Raw genomic sequence first — 21358 nt, 5'->3', positions numbered from 1 at the left:
CCGGAATGAAGTCTGTGAAGTGAAGGTGAAGTCGGGTTCGCGCCTCCAAATCCGAGTGAACAGGCCCTGGCGGTCAGGGTGCCCGCAGTGGCCAGTTCAGCGTGACACGCAGCCCGGGCTGGGCGTTGGTGGCCTGCATGCTGCCGCCGTGCAGCAGCATGATGCGCAGCACGATGGACAGGCCCAGTCCCGTGCCGCTGCGCTCCCCGTTGGGGCGGGGGGTGGTGAAAAAGCGTTCGCCCAGCCGGCCGAGTAGCGCCTCGGGCACACCGGGGCCGTGGTCGCGCACGCTGACGCGGCCGGGCTCCAGGTCCACGTGGATGCTGCTGCCTTCGGGGGCGAAGTCGATGGCGTTGCTCAGCAGGTTGCTGAGGGCCAGCACCACCAGGTCCTGCTCCCAGGGGCCGCTGCTGTCCTGGCCTTGCAGCACCAGCTGGATGCGGCGCTGGTGCGCAGCGCTGTGCACTTGCGCCATGGCCTGTTCGGCACAGGCCTGCAGGCTGCAGGCCGTGTGCGCGTGCAGGGCGCGGCGCTGCTCCAGCTGGCTCAGGCGCAGCAACTGGTCCACGAGGTTTTGCAGGCGCTGGCACTGGTCCACCACCTGGCGCGCGAACAGCTCGCGGTCGGCGGCGGGCAGGTCTTCCTGCAGCAGCTCGCCTGCGCCACGGATGGCGGCCACGGGGCTCTTGAGTTCGTGCGTGAGGGCGCGCACATAGCCCTCGATGTAGTCGCGCCCCTCCAGGCGGCTGCGCATGTTCTCCATGGCACGGGCCAGTTCGCCCAGCTCGCCGGGCATGCGTGGCGCCTCGGGCATGGGCGGGGCGGTGGTGGGGGAGGCGGCCTCGTTGAGCGTGGGCGCCTGTACCTGCTGGGCATAGCTGCGCAGGCGCCGCACATGGATGACCAGCCACCAGGTCACGGCAAAGCCCACGCCGGCCGACAGCACGAGGAACAGCAGGCCGCCGCGCAGCATCTTGCTTTCCGCGCTGTCCACGATCTTCTGCACCGAGTGCGCGGGCTTGGAGGCCGTGAGCACGCCCGCAATGCGGCCTTCCACCATGATGGGTGCCGACACATACATGACGCTGCTGGCCTCGTCGTTCTGCACCTCGCGCGTGGTGCGTGCGCCGTATTCGCCGCGCAGCGTGCGGTACACGTCGCGCCAGCGCGAGTAGTCGGCGCCCTGGTCCAGGCCGGCCGAGTCGAACAGCACCAGGCCTTGCTGGTCGGTGATGGTGACGCGCATGTCCAGGCTGGTCTTGCGCGTGTCCCAGATCCAGACCTTGACGGTCTGGTTGGCATAGGCCTGCATGTGGTGCGCGAAGCGGCTGTCCGCGGGGCTTTGCTGCAGCACGCCGCTGGCCATGTCGTCGCTGGCCAGCGCGGCCAGGGCGTAGGCGGTTTCGACCAGCGTGTCCTCGGTCACCTTGCGCACGCTGGGCTTGACCTCGACCATGAAGACGCGCAGCACGAAGAATGCGGCCAGGCCGTTGATGACGAAAAAGGCGAAGAACAGCCGCAGTCCGAGGCGCATGGCGTGCGGCGGCGTGTCAGCCCGGCAGCGTCAGGCTGTAGCCCATGCCGCGGTGGGTGGTGATGAAGTCCTGCTGCGGCACCTGGGCACGCAGCTTGGCGCGCAGGGTCTTGACGTGGGTGTCCACGGTGCGGTCCGTGCTGTCGCTGTCCTGGCCCCAGATGCTGTCGAGCAGGAACTCGCGGCTCAGGATGCGCCCGGGGCGCTCCAGCAGGCAGCGCAGCAGCTGGTACTCGCGCCGCGTCAGCTCCAGGGGCACGCCCTGCATGCGCACGCGCTGGCCTTGCGTATCGATGCTGAACAGGGCATCTGCCGGCGGCGCTGTGCTGGCTGTGGGCGCGGGCTGCAGGCGCTGCGCACGGCGCAGCAGGGCGCGGGTGCGGGCCACCAGCTCGCGCGGGCTGAAGGGCTTGGTCAGGTAGTCGTCGGCGCCCAGCTCCAGGCCCAGCACGCGGTCCATTTCCTCGCCGCGTGCGCTGAGCACCAGCAGCGGCACGGCGGCGCCGGCCTGGCGCAGCTCGCGGCACCAGTCCAGGCCGTTGCCATCGGGCAGGCCCACGTCCAGCAGCAGGGCATCGGGCGGCTGCGCCTGCCATTGCGCGCGTGCGTCTGTCAGCTGCAGGCAGTGGCGCACGGCGATGCCGTCACGCTCCAGCGCATAGCAGACGGTGCGCGCGATGGCGGGGTCGTCCTCCACCAGCAACACGCGCGGGGCGTTCGTCATCGGCATGCCTTGCATCGCAGTACTCCGGCAGCGGACCCTGGCGCTTCATATGTCGTGCGCAAGCAGGTCGGCAGGCTTGGGGGTGGGCCGGCTGTCCAGCGAGCGGTGCCGGCACAGCGTGGGCCAGCGCGGGGCGAAGTGCCGCGCCAGTTCCTCGACCAGGAAGACCGAGCGGTGCTGGCCCCCCGTGCAGCCGATGGCCACGGTGACATAGCTGCGGTGGTTGCTGGCCATCATGTCCAGCCAGGACTCCAGGAACTGCTGGATGTCTCGGCGCATCTGGTCCACGCCGGGCTGCTGGCGCAGGAACTCGGCCACGGGCGCATCCATGCCGGTCAGCGGGCGCAGCTGGGGTTCGTAGTGCGGATTGGGCAGCATGCGCACATCGAATACATAGTCGGAATCCGAGGGCAGGCCGTGCTTGAAGCCGAAGGACTGGAAGACCAGGGTCATCTGGCCCACCGGGGCCGCAATCAGCTCCTTGATATAGCTTTGCAGCTGGGACGAGCGCAGGTGGCTGGTGTCGATGACATGCGATTTCTCGCGCAATTCGCCCAGCAGTTCGCGCTCGGTTTCTATGTCCTGCACCAGGGCGCGGCGGCCCTCGGCGACAGGCCCTTGCGACAGAGGATGGCGGCGCCGCGTTTCGGAGAAGCGCCGCACCAGGGTGCCCGTGGTGGCGTCCAGAAAGACCAGGTGGGGCACGACACCCTGGCGCTGCAGCCGCTCCAGCTGCCCGGGCAGGTGGGGCAATCCCCCGGCGCTGCGCGCATCCATGGCGATGGCCACCTTGTTGCTGTGGCGGCCGTGCTCCAGTTCGACGAAGGCGGACAGCAGCTCGGGAGGCAGGTTGTCCACGCAGTAGTAGCCGGCATCCTCCAGCGCATGCAGGGCGACGGATTTGCCCGATCCGGACATCCCGGTGATCAGCACGATCTCAAGCGACATGGCATCAGCCTCCATTGGTGTTGCGCGCGCCGTTGGCCGCACGGCCCGGCTTGGGCCGGGTACGCTGCGCGTCGGCCTGCGGCCGCTGCCGGCCGGGCCTGCGCGGCGCCGGGCGGGGCGGGGGTGCCTGGCGCGCCATGGCCAGCATTTCGCGGGCATGGGCCATCGTGGTTTCGGACTGGCGCTCGCCGCCCAGCATGCGGGCCAGCTCTGCCTCGCGCGCGGTGCTGTCCAGCGGCTGCACGGTGCTGAGCGTGCCCTGCCTTGCGCGCTGCTTGGCCACCAGATAGTGATGGTCGGCACAGGCAGCGACCTGCGGCAGATGGGTGACGGACAGCACCTGGCGCGATCGGCCCAGCGCATGCATGAGGCGGCCCACGGTCTCGGCGACGGCGCCGCCCACGCCCGAGTCCACCTCGTCGAAGATCAGCGTGCCGGCCTCGCCCAGCTCGCTGGTGGTCACGGCAATGGCCAGCGAAATGCGCGACAGCTCACCGCCCGACGCCACCTTGGCAATCGGCTTGGGGCTGGCTCCAGGATGGCCGGCGACCAGGAAGGCCACGCTGTCCACGCCAAAGGCACCGGGAGAATCGGCTGTGGACAGGGCGGCCTCGAACAGGCCGCCTTCCATGCCCAGGCCCTGCATGGCCTGGGTGATGGCGCGCGACAGGCGCGGCGCAGCCAGGGCGCGTTGCTGCGACAGCACCCGGGCGCTGGCCTGGTAGTGCTGCTGCGCGGATTGCTCTGCAGCGTGCAGGGCCTCGATGTCCACGGCGGCATCCAGCTGCTGCAGCTCCTGGCGCCAGCCGGCCAGCAGTGCCGGCAGCTCATCGGGCGTGCGGCGGTAGCGGCGCGCCAGCTGCATCCACAGCGACAGGCGTGCATCCAGCTCGGCCAGGCGTTCGGGGTCCAGGTCGGCGCGGCGCAGATAGGCCTGCAGCGAATGGCGCGCATCCTGCACCTGGGCCGTGCACGAGGCCAGCACGTCGGCGATGTTCTGGAACTCGGGCTCCAGGTGTTCCTGGTTCTGTATCAGATGGCTGGCGCGGCCCAGCGGAGTGATCACGCCGGCCTCGTCGTCCTCCAGCATCTGCAGCGTGGTCTGGGCGGTGTCTATCAGGGTCTGGGCATGCGACAGGCGCGTGTGCTGGGCATTGAGCTCGTCCCACTCGTCGGCCTGCGGGGCCAGCTTGTCGAGTTCGGTGATCTGCCACTGCAGCCGTTCGCGTTCGCGCTGCAGGCTGTCCTGGGCGGATTGCGCATGCTGCAGGGCTTGTCGTGCCTGGCTCCAGCGGCTCCAGCAGGCCTGGACCTCGCGGCTGTCTATGCCCGCATAGGCGTCCAGCAGCGCGCGTGCTGCGTCGGGCCGCGTGAGGCTTTGCCAGGCATGCTGGCCGTGGATGTCGATCAGCTGCTCGCCCAGTGCGCGCAGCTGCGTGGCCGTGGCCGGTGTGCCGTTGATCCAGGCGCGGCTGCGGCCCTGGGTGTCCACTGTGCGCCGCAGCAGCAGGCTGTTGTCCTCGCAGGCCAGGCCTGCCGCCTCCAGCCAGGGGCGCAGCCGCGCGCAGCCGTCGAACTCCACGCAGATATCGGCCTGGGGGCAGCCTTCGCGCACCACGTCGGCGTCGGCGCGGGCGCCCAGGGCCAGCTGCAATGCATCGATCAGGATGGATTTGCCGGCGCCGGTCTCGCCCGTCAGCACGGTGAAGCCCGCATGCCAGTCCAGATCCAGGGCCTGCACGATCACGAAGTCGCGCAGCACGATGCGCTTGAGCGCCATGGTCAGGCGCCTCCCTCGTTCCAGCCCAGTTTCTTGCGCAGCGTGGCGAAGTAGTTCCAGCCCTTGGGGTGCAGAAAGCGCACGCTGTGGTGGGCGCGGCTCACGAGGATGCGGTCGCCGTGCTGCAGCGAGGCCAGCGACTGCATGTCGAAATTGGCGCTGACATCGCGCCCGGCCACGACTTCGATCGTGACCTCGTTGGCATCGGACAGCACGATGGGGCGATTGGACAGGTTGTGCGGCGCAATGGGTGCCATCACCCAGGCGGGGATGGACGGATGCATCATCGGCCCGCCGGCGGACAGCGCATAGGCCGTGGAGCCCGTGGGCGTGGCCACGATCAGGCCGTCGGCGCGCTGGTTGGAGACAAAGCGGCCGCCGACCTCGATGCGCAACTCCACCATGCCGGAGGTGCCGCCGCGGTTGACCACCACGTCGTTCATGGCCAGGGCCTCGAACACGCATTCGCCCTCGCGGATCACGCGGGCGCACATCAGGGGACGCAGGTCCTCTTCGTACTCGCCCTGCAGCATGGGCGTGAGCGTGGCCTCGAAGTCCTCCAGCGCGATGTCGGTGACAAAGCCCAGGCGGCCCTGGTTCACCCCGATCAGGGGCGTTCCGTATTGCGCCAGGTGCCGGCTCACGCCGAGCATGGTGCCGTCGCCGCCGACGACCAGGCCCAGGTCGCAATGCCTGCCCAGGCCATCGACATCGAGGGTGGGGTAGTCTGTGAGCCCTGCGTGCAGGGCCGATTGGGTATCGAGCACGACTTCGCAGCCCTGGCGCCTGAGGAAGTCCGCAATGCGCTCGAGCGCGTTGCTGGCATTCTCGGACGGGGCGCTTGCGCTGGGAGCGTGGTACTTCCCGATCAAGGCAACGTGGCGAAACGTGGACGTCATTTCTGGAAATTACATCATTAAAATCATCACATGCTCGACGAACGTGCCAAGTTGTTGCTCAAAGCGCTGATCGAGCGTTACATCGCTGACGGCCAGCCTGTGGGCTCGCGAACCCTGTCGCGTGCGTCGGGGCTTGAATTGTCGCCTGCCACGATACGCAATGTGATGGCTGACCTCGAAGACCTGGGGTTGATCATCAGTCCGCACACCTCGGCCGGCCGCATTCCGACCGCCCGGGGCTACCGGCTGTTCGTGGACACCATGCTCACGGCGGACCGTGCAGATATCGTGACGCCCGAGCTCGTGCCCGAGCAGCCGCAGAAAGTCATCGCCAACGCCGCCAATCTGCTGTCCAGCCTTTCCCAGTTCGTGGGCGTGGTTCTGGTGCCTCGCCGCACCTCGGTGTTCAAGCACATCGAATTCGTGCGACTGTCGGAGCGGCGCTTTCTGGTCATCATCGTCTCGCCCGACGGTGACGTGCAAAACCGCGTCATCTTCACCGACGTGGATTACTCGGCCTCTCAGCTGATCGAGGCATCGAACTTTCTCAACAGCCACTACGCAGGCCTGGCCATGGAAGAGGTGCGCGAGCGCCTCAAGGGCGAGGTCGAGCTTTTGCGCGGCGAGGTGGCCACCCTCATGCAGGCAGCCGTCAATGTGGGCACGGAGGCCATGACCAGTGCCCAGGAGGACGTGGTCATCGCGGGCGAGCGCAACCTGCTGTCGGTCAGCGATTTCTCCAGCGACATGGGCAATCTGCGCCGCGCCTTCGACCTGTTCGAGCAAAAGACCCAGATCCTCAGGCTGCTGGATTTCTCCAGCCAGGCCGAAGGCGTGCGCATCTACATCGGGGGCGAAAGCCAGGTCGTGCCCTTCGAGGAGCTGTCCGTGGTCAGCGCGCCCTACGAGCTCGATGGCAAGGTGGTGGGCACGCTGGGCGTGATCGGGCCCACCCGCATGCACTACGACCGCATGATCCAGATCGTGGACATCACCTCCAAGCTGGTCAGCAACGCGCTGAGCCACAAGCGCTGAGCCGCGCAGGTTAGGATCTACAATAGCCGTTTGCCATGGCGTGCATCCGCGCTGCCCTGGTGAATCAGGGGCCTTAGCTCATGCTTGGTTAGAGCAGCGGACTCATAATCCGTTGGTGCCCAGTTCGACTCTGGGAGGCCCTACCATCCATTGGTATGAAAAAGCCTGCCGCCTTTCCGGGCGGCAGGCTTTTTTGCTGGGAGCGACGCTGCCGGCTGGCATGGCTGCGCCCGGCTGCCGTTGAATGCGACTTCCAGGTTTTTTGCAGAAATATGGCGCTTTTGCCTGGAAGCTCCAAAACCCGCTGCTACAATGCGAAGCGTTGCGGCTGTAGCTCAGCTGGATAGAGTACTTGGCTACGAACCAAGGGGTCGTGGGTTCGATTCCTGCCAGCCGCACCAAAAAACGCAAAGCCCTGAAGTTGAAAGACTTCAGGGCTTTTTCGTTTTCACGGGCCATCCGCCGGGATGACACCCCCGGTCAGGCTTGCTGCGCCTTCGGCAGCACGATGCTGAAGGTGCTTCCCTGGCCTGGCGCGCTTTCTATCTGCAGCTGCCCGCCATGGCGGGCAGCCACGGTGCGGACAAAGGCCAGCCCAAGGCCTGCGCCGTCCAGGTGCTGATGATGGTCCAGGCGCTCGAAGGGCTGGCTCAGGCGGGCGACGGCCTGCGCATCCATGCCGGGTCCGTGGTCCCGGATGGCGATGCGGCAATGGCCGGCGTCCTGCAGCAGCAGGCATTGCACCGTGGCGCCGCTTGCCGGTTGCCCGTGCGCTCCGTACTTGATGGCGTTGCCGATCAGGTTGACGGCTGCGCGGTGGAGCATGCCCGGGTCGCCCAGCACGGGGCATTCCTGCTCGGGCAGGCTGAATTCCAGCTGCACATGGGCGGCGCTGGCCTGGGCCCAGCAGCTTTCCACGGCCTGGTCCAGCACCAGGCCCAGGTCCAGCTGCTGCCGGCGCAGCGCCTGCTGCTGGGCACGAGCCAGGTGCACGAAATCGTCGGCCAGCTGCAGGGAGGCCTGGGCATAGCCTTCGATGCGCGGGAGCAGCATGCCCAGGTCGGGCGTTTGTACGGAACCACGCTGCATCTCCAGCAAGGTGATGATGGATGCCACGGGCGCCCGGATGTCGTGCGAGATGAACTGCATGGCCTGGTCGCGCTGGGCCTGGGCGCTGCGCAGATCGCTGATATCGACCAGGGTGATCAGCCAGCCCGTGGTGGGCGGAGCCTCGAAGGCCTGGACCAGCAGCATCAGGCTGCGGCCGCGGCCGTCGCGCCCCTCGCTGCTGAGCGGCAGGCCGCCGGCGGCAAGCGCCCTGGCCGTGAGCAGCGGGCTGCCGGCTTGCGGGCCGGGCGCCGTGTCCAGCGCCCGCAGGCTATCGAGCAGCCTGGGAAGGGAGTCGCCAGCGCGCAGGTCGTGATCCAGGCTGCGCGCATAGGCATGGGCCGCGGCATTGGCCAGCAGCACATGGCCCTGGCGGTCGCAGACAAAGGTGGGCGAGGGCAGCTGGCGCAGGCTTTCGCTGACGAAATGGTGCAGGGCGCGCAGTTGGCGCGAAGCCTGCTCGACGGCGGCAATGCGCTGGTCCAGCAGGTCGCCGCCCAGGCGCAGCGCGGTGGGCAGGCCCTGGCCCTGCAGGTCTCGCAGTTCCAGCGCCAGAAAGCGGGCGGCGGCGCGCAGGCGCAGCCAGCTCCACAGCGGATAGGCCAGGGCCAGGCCCAGCAGGGCTGCGGCAGGGGCCGTCTGCACCTGCAAGATGCGTGGTGCCAGCCCGGCCAGCGACAGGCAGGCCAGGGCCAGCAGCGCGCAGGCCAGCATGCCGCCCGAAGGGCCCAGCCAGGCCAGGGCCAGCAGGGCCAGCAGCACGGCTGCGGTGTTGAGCGCACGGTCCAGCCCCGCCGAAGCGCGGTGTACGTGCGAGCCCTGCAGGCTGCCGTTGAGCACATGGGCCAGCATTTCCACGCTGGAGATGGGGCGCGCGCTGGCACCCAGCGGTGCGGTGAACTGCGCTCCCAGTCCGGCGGCCGTCGTTCCTATGAGCACGTATTTGCCGCGAAATGCCGCAGCAGGAATGCGGCCGCGCAGCACGTCGATGTACGAATAGGTGGTGAAGGGCGAGCGGTCACGCGCGCCCTGCTCGGGCCTGGCCTGTGCGAAGGCAATGATCTCCCGCTGGCGGCGCTGCCATGCGGGTGTGCCGGGGTCCAGCGGCGGCACGGGTTCGGGGCGGGCGCATGGGCGGCCGTGCTGGCCCACGCAGTGCAGGGCCAGCGCCATGTGCCACCAGGGCTGCTGCGCGCTGCCTTCAATGGCATGGAAGCTGCGCACGGCGCCGTCGGAATCCACGGGCAGCTGGGTGTGGCCCAGCGCTGCCGCAGCCTGAGCAAAGGCCGGCAGCGGATCCGTGCCCGGCGCCACGGGCAAGGCGGTGCGGCCGCTGCGCTGCAGGACGCGCGCCAGCAGCAGGTCATCGCCGGGATAGTCCAGATCTTCTTCGCTGAGCATCACGTCCAGGCCGATGGCGCGCGGCGGGGCCTGGCTGATGCGCTCCAGCAGGCCCGCGTGCAGGGCACGCCGCCAGGGCCAGCGGCCTATGGCGTCGATGCTGGCATCGTCGATGGCCACGATGACGATGTCCTGAGATGCCTTGGGGCGGTGCAGCCAGCTGGCCGTGTCCTGCACCAGTCCGTTGATGCGCTCCAGCTGCCCGTCACCGCTGAGCCAGAACACCAGGGACAGCAATCCCGCCGCCAGCAGCAGCCAGTCCCGCCGCAGCCCCCGGCCACGCGCGGGCGCCGGCTGCACCTGCTGCGCCGGCGTGGCGGGACTGTCAGGCGAAGGCGGCAGGGTGGACAAGCGCGGTCAAGGATTGAACGGGTGCGGTTACTGGCGCTGCAGGCGCTCTCCGCTGCCCGATTGCATCATCTCGCCGCTGGCATCGACGATCCAGCTGCCGGTGCGGAACTGGCGTGCGGCCGAGAAATCGCTGCGCAGGCCGTTGGCGTCCTCGATCTGCAGCCGCAGGTAGTAGCTGCCTGCGGGCAGGTCCTCGGTGTTCCATTGCGGCTGGTCGGTCCAGAGGTCCACCAGCGGCGCGGTGAACTCCTGGTCGCGCGCCACCATCACGTGGTAGCGCTGGCCGGGCTCGCCACTCCAGCGGATCTGGCGGCTGCCCTCGGCGGGGCCGTCGCCCATCTGCAGTGCGCTGGCCGAGGGCTGGGGCGGCACGGCCGCCAGCTGCATGGCCTGGGCTGCGGCGAACGGGCCCTGGTCGGGCTTGCCGTCGGCCAGCGTGCGGATGCTGGCGGCGCGCCAGAGATAGCGGCCGGCCGGCAGCCGGGCCAGCGCGGCTGCGGGCAATGTGCAGTCGTTCAGGTCGCGCGCGTCGATGGCGGGTTCGGCAAAGCCGGCCTGGGCATCGGCAGAAGCGACCTGGATGCGGTAGCGCGCGGCGCCCACCACCTTGGTGCACTGCAGGCCGGCGCGGCCCAGGCCCACGGTGGCGTCGGCCTGCGGTGATTCGTACAGCGGCGGCACGGGATGGGCCTTGACGCGCAGGGCGCGCCGGCTGGCTGCACCCGGAATGCCCTGGGCGTCGATGCCGCGCAGGGACAGTACATAGTCGCCATCGTCCACGCCTGCCAGGCGCAGCGGTGAGGCCGTGGCCTGGAAGCTGGCGCTGCGCAGCACCTGGGTCATGTCCGCGTCGCGCGACAGCTGCAGCTGGTAACGCACGGCGCCGGGCAAGGCCGGCAGGGGCAGGCTGATCCAGTTGGCGTCTTCCGCCAAGGCGGGCCAGGCGGTGATGTCGGGCGCACCCAGCATGGGGCGGGGTTGGCCGACGCGGCCGTCTGCCGCCACGGCCACGCCCTGGCCGGGGTGCAGCAGCGCATCGCCGGAAGGTGCGCCAGAGGCGTCCGAGCCCACGGCGACCGTGCCTTCATCGACGGCGGCCGCTGTCCTGCCTGCCGCATCGGTCTGCACCAGGAAACGCGTGCCCCGCACGCTGGTCGATGCCGCAGGCGTGCGCACTTCGAAGCGGCGCTGGGCATTGCCCTGCTCGGGGGGGACCGAGGCCTCCACGCTGCCTTCTCGCAGGTCGATCACGGACTGCAGGCTGCCGGCCCGGCCCTTGCGGCGCATCTGGCGCAGCAGGACATCGGACTGCGACTGCACGCGCACCAAAGAGCCATCGGCCAGGCGCACGGCCACAAAGGCGTCCGGCGCAAGCTGCAGTCGATCGCCTTCCTGCAGCGTCTGTCCCTTGCGCAGGACCTGGCCTGCGTCTTCGGCCGAGCCGCTTTGCGTGTCGGCCAGATGGTCGAGCGCGCGTGTGCTGCGCGCATCGCCCTGCACGAATTCCACGGAGGCCACGGCGGCGCGCAGCAGGCGCACGGGAATCTCCAGCACGGAGCCGGGCCGCAGGCGATACGGGTTGGTCACGCCGTTGTGCTGCTGCAGCTGGGTCCACTGGCGTGCATCGCCCAGGTAGCGGCTGGCCAGCTGTTCCAGGGTGTCGCCTGTGGCCACGCGGTGGGCGAGCATGTCGCCGCCGCTGGCGGCGGGTTTGATCTGGGCCTGTGTGGCGGCAGCGCCCAGCAGTGCCAGGCTTGCCAGCAGGCAGGCCCGCGCGACGGGCCCGCGCAGGCTGGCGGCGAGCAAGAGTCTGTTCATGGTGTTTGAGGTGCCGCCTGCAATGCCTCGTCAGGCACGTCCAGGCGGTAGCCGTAGCCGTACACGGCGCTGATGGCGTAGGGCTGACCGGCGCGCAGGTTCAGCAGCGCGCGCAGGCGCGAGATATGTGTGTCCAGCGAGCGCGACTGCACTTCGGCGTTGTGGCCCCACACGGCTTCGCGCAGGTGTTCGCGCGACAGCAGGCGGCCCTGGTTCTGGAACAGCGTCAGGGCCAGCGTGTACTCGCGGTGCGTCACCTCGATGGGCTGGCCATTCATTTCCAGGCTGTTGGTGGTGGTGAGGAACCGGAAGGGGCCGAACTCCAGCACGCTTTGCGTATTCACCGGATAGGCGCGGCGCAGCAGGGCGGCCATGCGCGCGCGCAGCTCGCCGTGGCGCACGGGCTTGACCATGAAATCGTCTGCGCCGCAGGACAGGCCTTCGACGATGTCGGCCTCTTCGCTGCGGTGGGTGATGATGAGGATGGGCAGCTCGCGGCTCACATGGCCGCGCGTCCACCGCACCAGGTCCGTTCCTTCCATGTCCGGAAGGTGCCAGTCCACGATCAGAAGGTCGAAGCTCTCGCGGCGCAGTTCCAACTGCAGGGCCGAGCCCGTCTGGTAGGTGTGGCAGCTGTGGCCCGTCTCCAGCGCAACCTGACGCAGCATCTCCAGTTGCAGCGGATCATCGTCCAGAGCAGCGATACGCATCCCAATGTCCTTTCACGCAAGCGCCAGAATCCCGGGCGCAGGGCTTGCGGGCAAGACTGCCCGCAAATATGCGGTTTCTCAAGCGAAGCTTACCCTTACTCCGAAGCATCGCGCAGTTGCTGCAGGGCGGCCAGCACCAACTGCGCGTCGGCGGGCTGCAGCCGGGACTGCAGTGCGGACAGGGCCGCCTCGCCTTCCCTTTGCAGTTGGCCGATGGCCTGGCCGGCTTCCTTGGGGGCGTCGAAGCCCAGGCTTTGCAGCAGCAGCTGGCCGTCGGCAGCCACGAGCTTGAAGTAGAACTTGCCGTCGGCTTCGCGGTATTGCTTGAACTGGGGCAGGGCCTGCTTCGCGGCCTTGGCCTTGGCGGCCACGGGGGCCTGGGCCAGGCTGCGCAGGCCGACGGCCGAGCGCAGTTCTCGGATCAGGGGCAGGGTCTCGCGGCGGGCCTTGGTGGCGCCGGCCTGCAGGATGTCCTCCAGTTCGCCCGGATGGGCCACCAGGTGCTCGTAGCGCTCGCGCATGGGGGCCAGCTCGCGGTCGATGCGCTCGAACAGCTGCTGCTTGGCGTCGCCCCAGGCAATGCCTTCGGCGTACTGGCGGCGCAGCGCCTCGGTTTCTTCCTCGCTGGCAAAGCCCTGGTAGATCTGGAACAGGGCCGAGCCCTCGACTTCCTTGGGCTCGCCGGGCGTGCGCGAATCGGTGGTGATGCTGCCGATGAGCTTGCGCAGCTGCTCGCGCGTGGAGAACAGCGGGATGGTGTTGTTGTAGCTCTTGCTCATCTTGCGGCCGTCCAGGCCGGGCAGCGTGGCCACGTTGTCCTCGACCTGTGCCTCGGGCAGCGTGAAGAACTCGCCGCCATAGATGTGGTTGAAGCTGGAGGCCATGTCGCGCGCCATCTCGATGTGCTGGACCTGGTCGCGGCCCACGGGCACCTTGTGGGCGTTGAAGGCCAGGATGTCGGCAGCCATCAGCACGGGGTACATGAACAGGCCGGCAGTCACGCCGTCATCGGTCTCGGCGCCGTCCGCGTGGTTCTTGTCCACGGCCGCCTTGTAGGCGTGGGCGCGGTTGAGCAGGCCCTTGCCGGTCACGCAGGTCAGCAGCCAGCACAGCTCGGGGATCTCGGGGATGTCGGACTGGCGGTAGAAGGTCACATGCTCGGGGTCCAGCCCCGCCGCCAGCCAGCTGGCCGCGATCTCGATGGTGGAGCGCTGCACGCGCGCCGGGTCCTGGCACTTGATCAGTGCGTGGTAGTCGGCCAGGAAGTAGAAGTTCTCCACCTCGCGCGAGCGGCTGGCCGCGATGGCCGGGCGCAGCATGCCGGCATAGTTGCCGAGGTGCGGGGTTCCGCTGGGAGTGATGCCGGTGAGGAAACGGATGGTGCTCATGACGGGAGACTGCGACAGGCAATAGAGAGAAAAGAAGGGAATCTGACGGGCAGGCTGGGCGGGTCTGCCGCGCGTTCAGCGCAGCAGCGCGATCAGCGGCGTCAACGCGAGATCGATCACGGCATAGCCGAGATCCATCAGCGGCCGCAGCCACAGGCTGCCGACCACGCCGGCGATGACCAGTCCCATGACGATGAAGAATCCCCAGGGTTCGATCCGCGCCACCCATTGCGCCTGGCGCCAGGGCAGCAGGCCGACGAGGATGCGCCCGCCGTCCAGCGGCGGCAGCGGGAAGAGGTTGAAGGCCCACATCACCAGATTGACCAGGATGCCGGCGCGGCACATTTCAATGAAGAAGCGCTCGCCCACTCCCGATCCGACCAGAACCACGAGCAGCACGCCCCACATCAGCGCCTGCACGAAATTGGAGGCCGGGCCCGCCAGGGCCACCCAGATCATGTCGCGCTTGGGGTTGCGCAACTGGTCGAAGCGCACGGGCACGGGCTTGGCGTAGCCGAACAGGAAGGCGCCCGAGGTGGCGAAATACAGCAGCAGCGGCATCAGGATGGTGCCGATGGGGTCGATGTGCTTGATGGGGTTGAGCGTGATGCGTCCCATCATGGCGGCCGTGTTGTCGCCGAAGTGGCGTGCGGCATAGCCGTGGGCAGCCTCGTGCACCGTGATCGCGAAGAGCACGGGCAGGGCATAGATGAGTACGGTCTGGATGAGGTTGGAGATGTCCACGGCGGGCATTGTCTCAGACGGCGGCCACCCTTGCCGCTGGGCACCGCCAGAGCCCGTGCGCAGCGCTGCGGCCGACCGGATATGGTGGTTTCCCGCGGATTGGCAACAGCCGCCTCTGTGTTGCAAAATGAAACAGCAATGCGATGGGCGAATCAACAGGTTTTTCACCAAGGCCCTCGGGCCATATGGACAAGAGGTGGCACGTGGGCGTACTGGGCTTGGGCAGGCTGCCGATAGGCTGGCGGCTGGTGATTGCGTTCGGCGGTATCAATCTGCTGGTGTTCACGATGATGGCGGTCACGGTGCTCTCGCTGGGGCAGGCCGAGCAGGCGCTGGCGGCCGGCGGGGCGACCACGGTGGCCGAACAGGCGCTGGTGCACACGCGCTGGTGGGTGCTGGGCCTGGGGGCGGCCGTCTGCACACTGGCCCTGGTGGCCTGGTTCAGCCTGCGGCGCGGCATCGTGCAGCCGCTGGGCCAGGCCATCCTGATTGCCGAAACGGTGGCCGCCGGCGACCTGAGCCAGGAGTTTTCGACCGAACTGCAGGGCGACTTCGGCCGCCTGCTGGGCGCGCTGGGCACCATGGAAGACACGCTGACCGAACTGGTCGGCCGCATCAAGCAGTCCACGGATTCCATCGGCCTGTCGGCCGGTGAGATCGACGCCGGCAACACCGACCTGTCGCGCCGCACCGAGGCCCAGGTCTCGGCGCTGGCCCAGACGGCGGCCAGCATGGAGCAGCTCACGGCCACCGTGCGCCAGAACGCGGAGCGCGCGCATTCGGCCAGCGGCCTGGCCGTCGATGCATCGTCCACGGCCAGGCGCGGGGGGGCCGTGGTGGGCGAGGTGGTGCAGACCATGGAGGCCATCAGCGGCAGCTCGCGCAAGATCGTGGACATCATCCAGGTCATCGAAGGCATTGCCTTCCAGACCAATATCCTTGCGCTGAACGCGGCCGTGGAGGCGGCACGCGCGGGCGAACAGGGCCGGGGCTTCGCCGTGGTGGCCAGTGAGGTGCGCAGCCTGGCCGGCCGTTCGGCCGAGGCTGCCAAGCAGATCAAGGAACTGATCACCACCAGCGTGCGCCAGGTGGAAAGCGGCGCGGGCCTGGTCAACCAGGCGGGCGCCACCATGCAGGAGATTGTCGGCGCCGTGGGCCAGGTCTCGGGCCTGCTCGGCGAAATGTCGCAGGCCCTGCGCGAGCAAAGCGAAGGCATTGCCCAGGTCAACGCCGCCGTGGGCCACATGGACAGCGCCACCCAGGAGAACGCGGCCCTGGTGCATCAGGCCTCGCGTGCGGCCTCGGCGCTGAGCGAGCGCGCCCAGGAGCTGGAGCAGGCCGTGGGCGCCTTCAAGCTCGATGACGAGCCGCAGGACGCTGGCGCTGGCGTGCGGGTGCAGCCGCAGAAGCCGTCGATGGCTCCCGCTGCAGTCTTGTCCGCCGCTGTGACGAGGCCGTTGCAGCGCGCGCCGGCTGCTGCACCCCCGCCCCTGGAGTGGGCGCAGCACTGAACGCCTTTCAGGATCAAGCTGCAAAAACAGACGCCGGGCATGCCCGGCGTTGATGCTTGTGCGGGGGGGGTGATTCAGGTCATTTCCAGGCCCAGGGCCTCCAGGCTGCCCCGGCCTTGCCGCACCACGGTGGGCGGATTGCCCAGGGCCATGGGCACCAGGTCGATCACCGTGGTCGGCTCCGAGGGGCAGGCACCTGCATCGACGATGGCATCGAGCTCGTGGGGAAAGCGCTCCAGGATGGCATCCGCGTCATGCAGGGCCTCGGTCTCTCCGGGCGGGATCAGCGTGGTGGCGATCAGCGGCTCGCCCAGCTGCTCCAGCAGCAGCTGCGTGCCCTTGCGGTCCGGCACGCGCAGGCCGATGGTCTTGCGCGAGGGGTGGCTCAGGCGCTTGGGCACTTCCTTGGAGGCTTCCAGGATGAAGGTGTACGGCCCCGGTGTGGCCAGCTTCAACAGCCGGTACTGGCGGTTGTCCACGCGCGCATGGCTGGACAGCTCCGACAGGTCGCGGCACAGCAGCGTGAGGTGGTGCTTGTCGTTGATCTGGCGGATGCGGCGCAGCCGCTCCACCGCAGGGCGGTCGTCCAGATGGCAGACCAGTGCATAGCTGGAGTCCGTGGGAATGGCCAGGATGGCGCCCTGGCGCAGCATGTCGGCGGCCTGCTTGATGAGACGGGGCTGGGGATTGTCGGGGTGGGCTTCGAAGCGTAGGACCATGGTGTGCGTTGTTTGCGGGAAGGGCTCAGGCCGGCTGAATGCGCTCGCCCAGCAGTTCCCATACCGGCGTCAGCTGGCCCGGCAGGTAGGGCAGGTCGCCCAGGTCGGTATGCGACTCCTCGGGGCTGTGGAAGTCGCTGCCGCGCGAGGCGGCCAGGCCGAACTCGCGGGCCATGTCGGCATAGACGGCGTACTCGCTGGGGCGGTGGCTGCCGGTGACGACCTCCACGCCCTGGCCCCCATGGGCCTTGAATTCGGAAAACAGCGCGTACTCCTCGTTGGCCGTCAGCGCATAGCGGGCCGGGTGGGCGATCACCGCCACGCCGCCGGCCTGCGTGATCCAGCGCACGGCGTCGGCCAGGCGCGCCCAGGTATGGGGCACGTAGCCGGGATGGCCTTCGGTCAGGTAGTGGCGGAACACCTCGCCGGTGTCGCGGCAGCGGCCGGATTCCACGAGAAAGCGCGCGAAATGCGTGCGCGAGATCAGCGCGGGATTGCCGGCAAAGCGCAGCGCGCCTTCGTAGCTGCCTTCAATGCCGGCCAGCTCCAGCTGGCGGGCCATCTCGCGGGCGCGGGGACCGCGTCCGTCGCGCGTGGCATGCAGGCCTTCGACCAGGGCCGGGTCGTCTGCGTCAAAGCCCAGGCCCACGATGTGCACCGTGGTGCCTGCAAAGCTCACCGAGATCTCTGCGCCCGTCAGGTAGTCCAGGCCGCAGGCGCGCGCTGCGGCGGCTGCGCGGTGCTGGCCGCCGACCTCGTCGTGGTCGGTCAGCGCCCACAGCTGCACGCCGCGGGCCGCGGCACGTTCGGCCAGTTGTTCAGGCGTCAGCGTTCCATCCGAGACCACGGAGTGGCTGTGCAGATCGGCATTCAGATAGGACTTGGGCACCGGCCCATTGTAGGTGTCGGTCCTTTTCCGAGCCTGGCGCTGCGGCTGGGGACTTCCCTGAGTGCGGGTTTACCGCCCTCAATAGTGACAGCGGCATGACGATGATCAGCCAGGCGCCGTCAAGGGTGGACAAGAATGATTGCCCGGAGCGAAGGTCGGCGGGGCGCCATGGCCAGGCTCCGGCATTGTTAGAAAAAAGATCGGTTTTTCCATGAATCTGAATCAAATCACCGTCGCCCAGAAACTCTGGGCCCTGGTGCTGGGACTGCTGGTGAGCATGCTGGCGGTCAACGGCGGCATCCTGTTCTATCTGCACGGAGTCAACGAGAAGATCAACACCGACGTGATGACCGCGCAGCGCGGCGCCACGCTGGCGCGCGAGTGGCGGCATCTGACCCAGATGAGCGTGGAGCGCTCCATCGTCGCGGCCATGTCACCCGACGAGACGCTGGCCGCGCAGCAGCGCGCGCTGATGAGCAAGGGCATAGAACGCATCAACGTGCTGCAAAAGCAGGTGGGCGAGCTGCAGCTCGATGCCAAGGGCAAACAGGCGCTGGAGGCCGTGGCGGCCGAGCGCCGGGAAACGCTCAAGGCCAACTCGGCGGCCCAGGATGCGCGCAAGGCCAGCGACTTCGCCTCCACCTTCGACATCGTGGAAAAGCAGCTGCGCCCGGCGGCCGAGCGCTACAACACGGCGCAGGAAGCCTTTGTGCAGCAGCAGGAGCGCCAAAGCGAGCTGGCGCGCGAGGAGGGCGTCGCCCACCGCACCCGGGCCTACTGGATCGGCGCCCTGGCCAGCGCGCTCATCGTGGCCCTGGGCCTGTTCATGGGCATGGCCATCATGCGTTCCATCACACGGCCGCTGGACCAGGCCGTGGCGCTGGCCGACGGCATTGCCGCAGGCGATCTCACGGGGTCGGTGCAAAGCAACCGGGGCGATGAGCTGGGCCATCTGCTGCAGGCGCTCAACGGCATGGCCCAGCGGCTGCGCGGCGTGGTGGGCGAGGTGCGTTCGGGCGTGGAGTCCGTGTCCACGGCTTCCAACCAGATCGCCAGCGGCAACCAGGACCTGTCCTCGCGTACCGAGCAGACGGCGGCGAATCTGGAGGAGACGGCGGCCAGCATGGAGGAGCTGACGGCCACCGTCACCCAGTCGGCCGATACGGCGCGCCAGGCCAACCAGCTGGCCGCCACGGCCGCGCAGGCGGCCGAGCAGGGCGGCGCCGTGGTGGCCCAGGTGGTCACCAGCATGCAGCAGATCACGGACAGCAGCCGCAAGATCGCCGACATCATCGGCGTGATCGACGGCATTGCCTTCCAGACCAACATCCTGGCGCTCAACGCCGCCGTGGAAGCGGCCCGCGCCGGCGAGCAGGGCCGGGGCTTTGCCGTGGTGGCCGGCGAGGTGCGTTCGCTGGCGCAGCGCAGTGCCGAGGCCGCCAAGGAGATCAAGCTGCTGATCACCACCAGCGTGGACAACGTGCAGTCGGGCTCGCAGCAGGTGGAGCAGGCGGGGCGCTCCATGGAGGAAATCGTCTCCAGCGTGCGCCGCGTCAGCGACCTCATCGGCGAGATCACCGCCTCGTCCACCGAGCAGCGCGACGGCATTGGCCAGGTCAACCAGGCCGTGAGCCAGCTCGACCAGATGACGCAGCAGAATGCGGCCCTGGTCGAGGAATCCAGCGCGGCTGCGCTGGCCATGCAGGACCAGGCGCGGCGCCTGTCCGAGGTGGTGGCGGTGTTCAAGCTGGGGCAGGAAGGCAGTGCGCTGGCACCGGCCCGGGCGCAGGCGCCCGCCAGTTCAGCCGCCGTGGCGCGCCGACCGGCAGCAGCCCCTGCAGCGGCGGCGCGCCCCGCGCCCGCGGCACGCCCGGCTGCCGCCGTGCGCAATGCACCGGCGCCCCAGATCCAGCCGCCTGTGGCCAAGGCGCCCGCCCGGGCACCTGCCAAGGCCGGCGCGGACGACGACTGGGAGACCTTCTAGCGGGAGGAGCGGGGATGCAGGCCGGCGCGTGCATGTGCGCCGGCCTGCAGGCCTTCGTCAGTTGCGCGGTTTGCCGTAGTCGGGCGAGCGCGGGCCCGGCAGCAGTCCGCGCTGCGCCATGGGCGACAGCAGGCGCTGGTTGGCGATGGAGGCGATCTGCACGCTGCGGTCGTTCATGGTGTCCAGGATCTGGTTGAGCAGTGCCGTCACCAGAATGCCGACCAGTCCGCCGCCCGAGCTTTGGCCTTCGGCACTGGAGGCCGTGGCGCTGCCGTCCCACAGCTGTGTGCCGGTACGCAGGTCCACCAGTTTGGCGTCCAGCGTGACCACCGAGGCGCTGCTGATCACCGCATAGCTGGTGCCGTAGTTGCGGATGTTCAGGTACAGGGCCGCATCGGCGCCAAAGATTTCACGGAGCTTGGCCACGGGCAGTTCCTGCGCATCGTCGGCGCTGACGATGCCGTTCTGGCGGAACATTTCCTCGGTGACCGCCACGGGCAGGACGTAGTAGCCAGCCTCGGCCAGCGGCAGCGTGATCTGCGACAGCACGCCCGCCGGCGCATTCACTTCCGGCGACTGGTTCAGCGCGGGCATGACCAGGATGGATGCAGGCTTGGATGCCCGCAGTGCCGAATAGTCATAGGGCGCAGTGGTGGCGCACCCGGTCAGTGCGACGGTCATGGCCAGGGCCAGGGTCTTGATGTGTGTGCTCAGGCGCATCTCAATCCTTGCGGGCCGTGAAGGTTTGCAGCAGCGTGTCCATGAACTTGGCGGATTCGGGGAAATGCTGCTTTTCCTCTGCCAATTGCTGCACCGTCTTTTCGTTGTTGCCGGTCCGGGAATACAGCATGGCCATATGGGCGCGATAGCCGGGGGGCAAAGCCTTTCCCTCGGCCTGCACCTTCAGGCGGGTTTCTTCCAGCTTGAGCAATTGGTCCTCGGCGCCTGTGCTTCCGTCATCCTTGAGGTATTGATAGACCTGGGGCTGGTAATCGTTCCAGGCATACAGCGGCTGGCGCGGTGCGGCGCAGCCGGCCAACGAGGCGCAAATGGCCAGTGCAGCCAGGGTTGCGGCCGAATGGGGAATCTGCTTCATTGCGCGGGCTTCCATGCACCGCTGTCCATGCCGGCCGCCAGCTTGTCCACGGCTTCGCGGATGGCCAGATCCAGCACCTTGCCATTGAGTGTGGAGTCATAGCCGGCCGTGCTGCCGAATCCCACGATTTCGCGGTTCGACAGGCTGTATTCGCCTGCGCCCTGCACCGAATAGACGACTTCGGAGGTCTGCACCCGGACGATGTTCAGGCTGACCTTGGCATAGGCCACCTGCTCCTTGCCACGGCCGAGCACGCCGAAGAACTGGCGGTCCCCGACCACCTTGCGGCCGAACTCGCTCACGTCGCCGGTCACGACGTAGGTGGCGCCCTTGATCGCCTGCTCCTGCCGGTTGAAGCCCGCTTCCTGGCGGGTCTCGGACATGTTGTCGCGGTCCAGCACGCTGAATCGGCCGCTTTGCTGCAGGTGGGTTACCAAGATGGTTCTGGCCTGGCCACCGAGGCGGTCGACTCCGTCCGAGAAAATGCCGCGCTGGAAGCTGGAGCGGTTGTCGAACTTGCCCACGGAAATGGGGCTGCGCGGGCCTTGATAGGCGCTGTATGCAGAAGCGGGTTTGGCCGTTTCAAGCGTGCGCGATTGCTCGGTGGTGGCGCAGCCGGAAAGGCCGGCGGCCAGGGTGATGGCAATGGCCGTGCAAGGCCACAGGCGAGAAGTCATGAGTTTTTCCCCGGTTTTCTTGGAATGAATTTGCAATAAATTG

18 protein-coding genes and 2 tRNA genes are annotated in these 21358 nt (G+C 68.3%); 5 read left to right on the top strand and 15 right to left on the bottom strand.

The window, feature by feature from the left end:
• Nucleotides 1-73: 73 nt before the first annotated feature.
• Genes creC through ACF8NF_RS03185 form a run of 5 tightly spaced genes read right to left on the bottom strand, consistent with a single transcriptional unit; the run spans nt 74 to nt 5885 of the window.
• Nucleotides 74-1534 carry a two-component system sensor histidine kinase CreC gene (gene creC, locus ACF8NF_RS03205; RefSeq protein ID WP_016451046.1) on the bottom strand — a complete coding sequence of 487 codons (1461 nt, stop codon included), beginning with the start codon at nt 1532-1534 and terminating at the stop codon, nt 74-76.
• Between the two features lie 16 nt (nt 1535-1550).
• The gene (creB, locus tag ACF8NF_RS03200; protein WP_392450043.1) at nt 1551-2273 is read right to left on the bottom strand and encodes a two-component system response regulator CreB; all 723 of its coding nucleotides are present in this window, start codon (nt 2271-2273) and stop codon (nt 1551-1553) included.
• 30 nt (nt 2274-2303) lie between these two features.
• Nucleotides 2304-3206: an RNase adapter RapZ gene (gene rapZ / locus ACF8NF_RS03195; RefSeq protein WP_016445709.1), complete on the bottom strand. Its 903-nt coding sequence runs from the start codon at nt 3204-3206 to the stop codon at nt 2304-2306.
• Between the two features lie 4 nt (nt 3207-3210).
• Nucleotides 3211-4986: a DNA repair protein RecN gene (recN, locus tag ACF8NF_RS03190; protein ID WP_046986090.1), complete on the bottom strand. Its 1776-nt coding sequence runs from the start codon at nt 4984-4986 to the stop codon at nt 3211-3213.
• A 2-nt stretch (nt 4987-4988) separates the two neighbouring features.
• Nucleotides 4989-5885: an NAD kinase gene (locus ACF8NF_RS03185; protein WP_016451050.1), complete on the bottom strand. Its 897-nt coding sequence runs from the start codon at nt 5883-5885 to the stop codon at nt 4989-4991.
• A gap of 30 nt (nt 5886-5915) precedes the next feature.
• On the opposite strand from ACF8NF_RS03185, the gene hrcA reads away from it, so the two are divergent.
• The 3 genes from hrcA to ACF8NF_RS03170 all read left to right on the top strand — a co-directional run bounded on the left by hrcA (nt 5916) and on the right by ACF8NF_RS03170 (nt 7321).
• Complete coding sequence (hrcA, locus tag ACF8NF_RS03180; protein ID WP_016445711.1) at nt 5916-6920, top strand: heat-inducible transcriptional repressor HrcA; 1005 nt, start codon at nt 5916-5918, stop codon at nt 6918-6920.
• Between the two features lie 67 nt (nt 6921-6987).
• Nucleotides 6988-7066 (top strand) — tRNA-Ile (locus ACF8NF_RS03175).
• Between the two features lie 178 nt (nt 7067-7244).
• A tRNA-Arg gene (locus ACF8NF_RS03170) sits at nt 7245-7321 on the top strand.
• Between the two features lie 79 nt (nt 7322-7400).
• On the opposite strand, the gene ACF8NF_RS03165 is transcribed toward ACF8NF_RS03170, so the two are convergent.
• The 5 genes from ACF8NF_RS03165 to ACF8NF_RS03145 form a co-directional block, all read right to left on the bottom strand.
• Nucleotides 7401-9779: a CHASE2 domain-containing protein gene (locus ACF8NF_RS03165; RefSeq protein ID WP_392450042.1), complete on the bottom strand. Its 2379-nt coding sequence runs from the start codon at nt 9777-9779 to the stop codon at nt 7401-7403.
• 27 nt (nt 9780-9806) lie between these two features.
• A complete protein-coding gene (locus ACF8NF_RS03160) occupies nt 9807-11597 on the bottom strand; it encodes a FecR domain-containing protein (RefSeq protein WP_392450041.1) in 1791 nt (596 codons plus the stop codon).
• Nucleotides 11594-12307 (bottom strand): response regulator transcription factor, encoded by a 714-nt coding sequence (locus ACF8NF_RS03155; protein WP_016445714.1) that lies wholly within the window; start codon nt 12305-12307, stop codon nt 11594-11596. The genes ACF8NF_RS03160 and ACF8NF_RS03155 overlap by 4 nt, the downstream gene beginning before the upstream one ends.
• Before the next feature lie 95 nt (nt 12308-12402).
• On the bottom strand, nt 12403-13695 hold the full coding sequence (locus ACF8NF_RS03150; RefSeq protein ID WP_017404606.1) for a tryptophan--tRNA ligase: 1293 nt from the start codon (nt 13693-13695) through the stop codon (nt 12403-12405).
• 75 nt (nt 13696-13770) lie between these two features.
• Nucleotides 13771-14448 (bottom strand): site-2 protease family protein, encoded by a 678-nt coding sequence (locus tag ACF8NF_RS03145; RefSeq protein WP_016445716.1) that lies wholly within the window; start codon nt 14446-14448, stop codon nt 13771-13773.
• Nucleotides 14449-14624: 176 nt separating this feature from the next.
• Here ACF8NF_RS03145 and ACF8NF_RS03140 point away from each other — a divergent pair, with 176 nt between their 5' ends.
• Complete coding sequence (locus ACF8NF_RS03140; protein ID WP_046988665.1) at nt 14625-15950, top strand: methyl-accepting chemotaxis protein; 1326 nt, start codon at nt 14625-14627, stop codon at nt 15948-15950.
• A gap of 74 nt (nt 15951-16024) precedes the next feature.
• Here the strand turns inward: ACF8NF_RS03140 and ACF8NF_RS03135 are convergent, their stop codons facing one another.
• Both ACF8NF_RS03135 and ACF8NF_RS03130 read right to left on the bottom strand, forming a co-directional pair.
• Nucleotides 16025-16669: an L-threonylcarbamoyladenylate synthase gene (locus tag ACF8NF_RS03135; RefSeq protein WP_016445718.1), complete on the bottom strand. Its 645-nt coding sequence runs from the start codon at nt 16667-16669 to the stop codon at nt 16025-16027.
• Between the two features lie 25 nt (nt 16670-16694).
• Nucleotides 16695-17558 carry a 3',5'-nucleoside bisphosphate phosphatase gene (locus tag ACF8NF_RS03130; protein WP_016445719.1) on the bottom strand — a complete coding sequence of 288 codons (864 nt, stop codon included), beginning with the start codon at nt 17556-17558 and terminating at the stop codon, nt 16695-16697.
• Nucleotides 17559-17769: 211 nt separating this feature from the next.
• Between ACF8NF_RS03130 and ACF8NF_RS03125 the strand changes: the two genes are divergently transcribed.
• Nucleotides 17770-19542 carry a methyl-accepting chemotaxis protein gene (locus ACF8NF_RS03125; protein WP_046984442.1) on the top strand — a complete coding sequence of 591 codons (1773 nt, stop codon included), beginning with the start codon at nt 17770-17772 and terminating at the stop codon, nt 19540-19542.
• Nucleotides 19543-19599: 57 nt separating this feature from the next.
• Here ACF8NF_RS03125 and ACF8NF_RS03120 read toward each other — a convergent pair whose 3' ends face one another.
• The 3 genes from ACF8NF_RS03120 to ACF8NF_RS03110 are packed head-to-tail and all read right to left on the bottom strand — an operon-like array spanning nt 19600 to nt 21315.
• Complete coding sequence (locus tag ACF8NF_RS03120) at nt 19600-20262, bottom strand: DUF799 domain-containing protein (protein ID WP_017407772.1); 663 nt, start codon at nt 20260-20262, stop codon at nt 19600-19602.
• A 1-nt stretch (nt 20263) separates the two neighbouring features.
• Nucleotides 20264-20638, bottom strand: coding sequence for a DUF4810 domain-containing protein (locus tag ACF8NF_RS03115; protein WP_016445722.1), 375 nt, complete (start codon nt 20636-20638; stop codon nt 20264-20266).
• Nucleotides 20635-21315 carry a CsgG/HfaB family protein gene (locus ACF8NF_RS03110; protein WP_016445723.1) on the bottom strand — a complete coding sequence of 227 codons (681 nt, stop codon included), beginning with the start codon at nt 21313-21315 and terminating at the stop codon, nt 20635-20637. Before ACF8NF_RS03110 ends, ACF8NF_RS03115 begins: the two co-directional genes overlap by 4 nt.
• Nucleotides 21316-21358 lie beyond the last annotated feature (43 nt).

The organism is Delftia sp. WSY_22 (assembly GCF_043104185.1).
Lineage (GTDB): Bacteria > Pseudomonadota > Gammaproteobacteria > Burkholderiales > Burkholderiaceae_C > Comamonas > Comamonas tsuruhatensis.
Note: the sequence above shows the minus strand (reverse complement) of the source record. Positions and strands in the feature narration are given on the sequence as shown.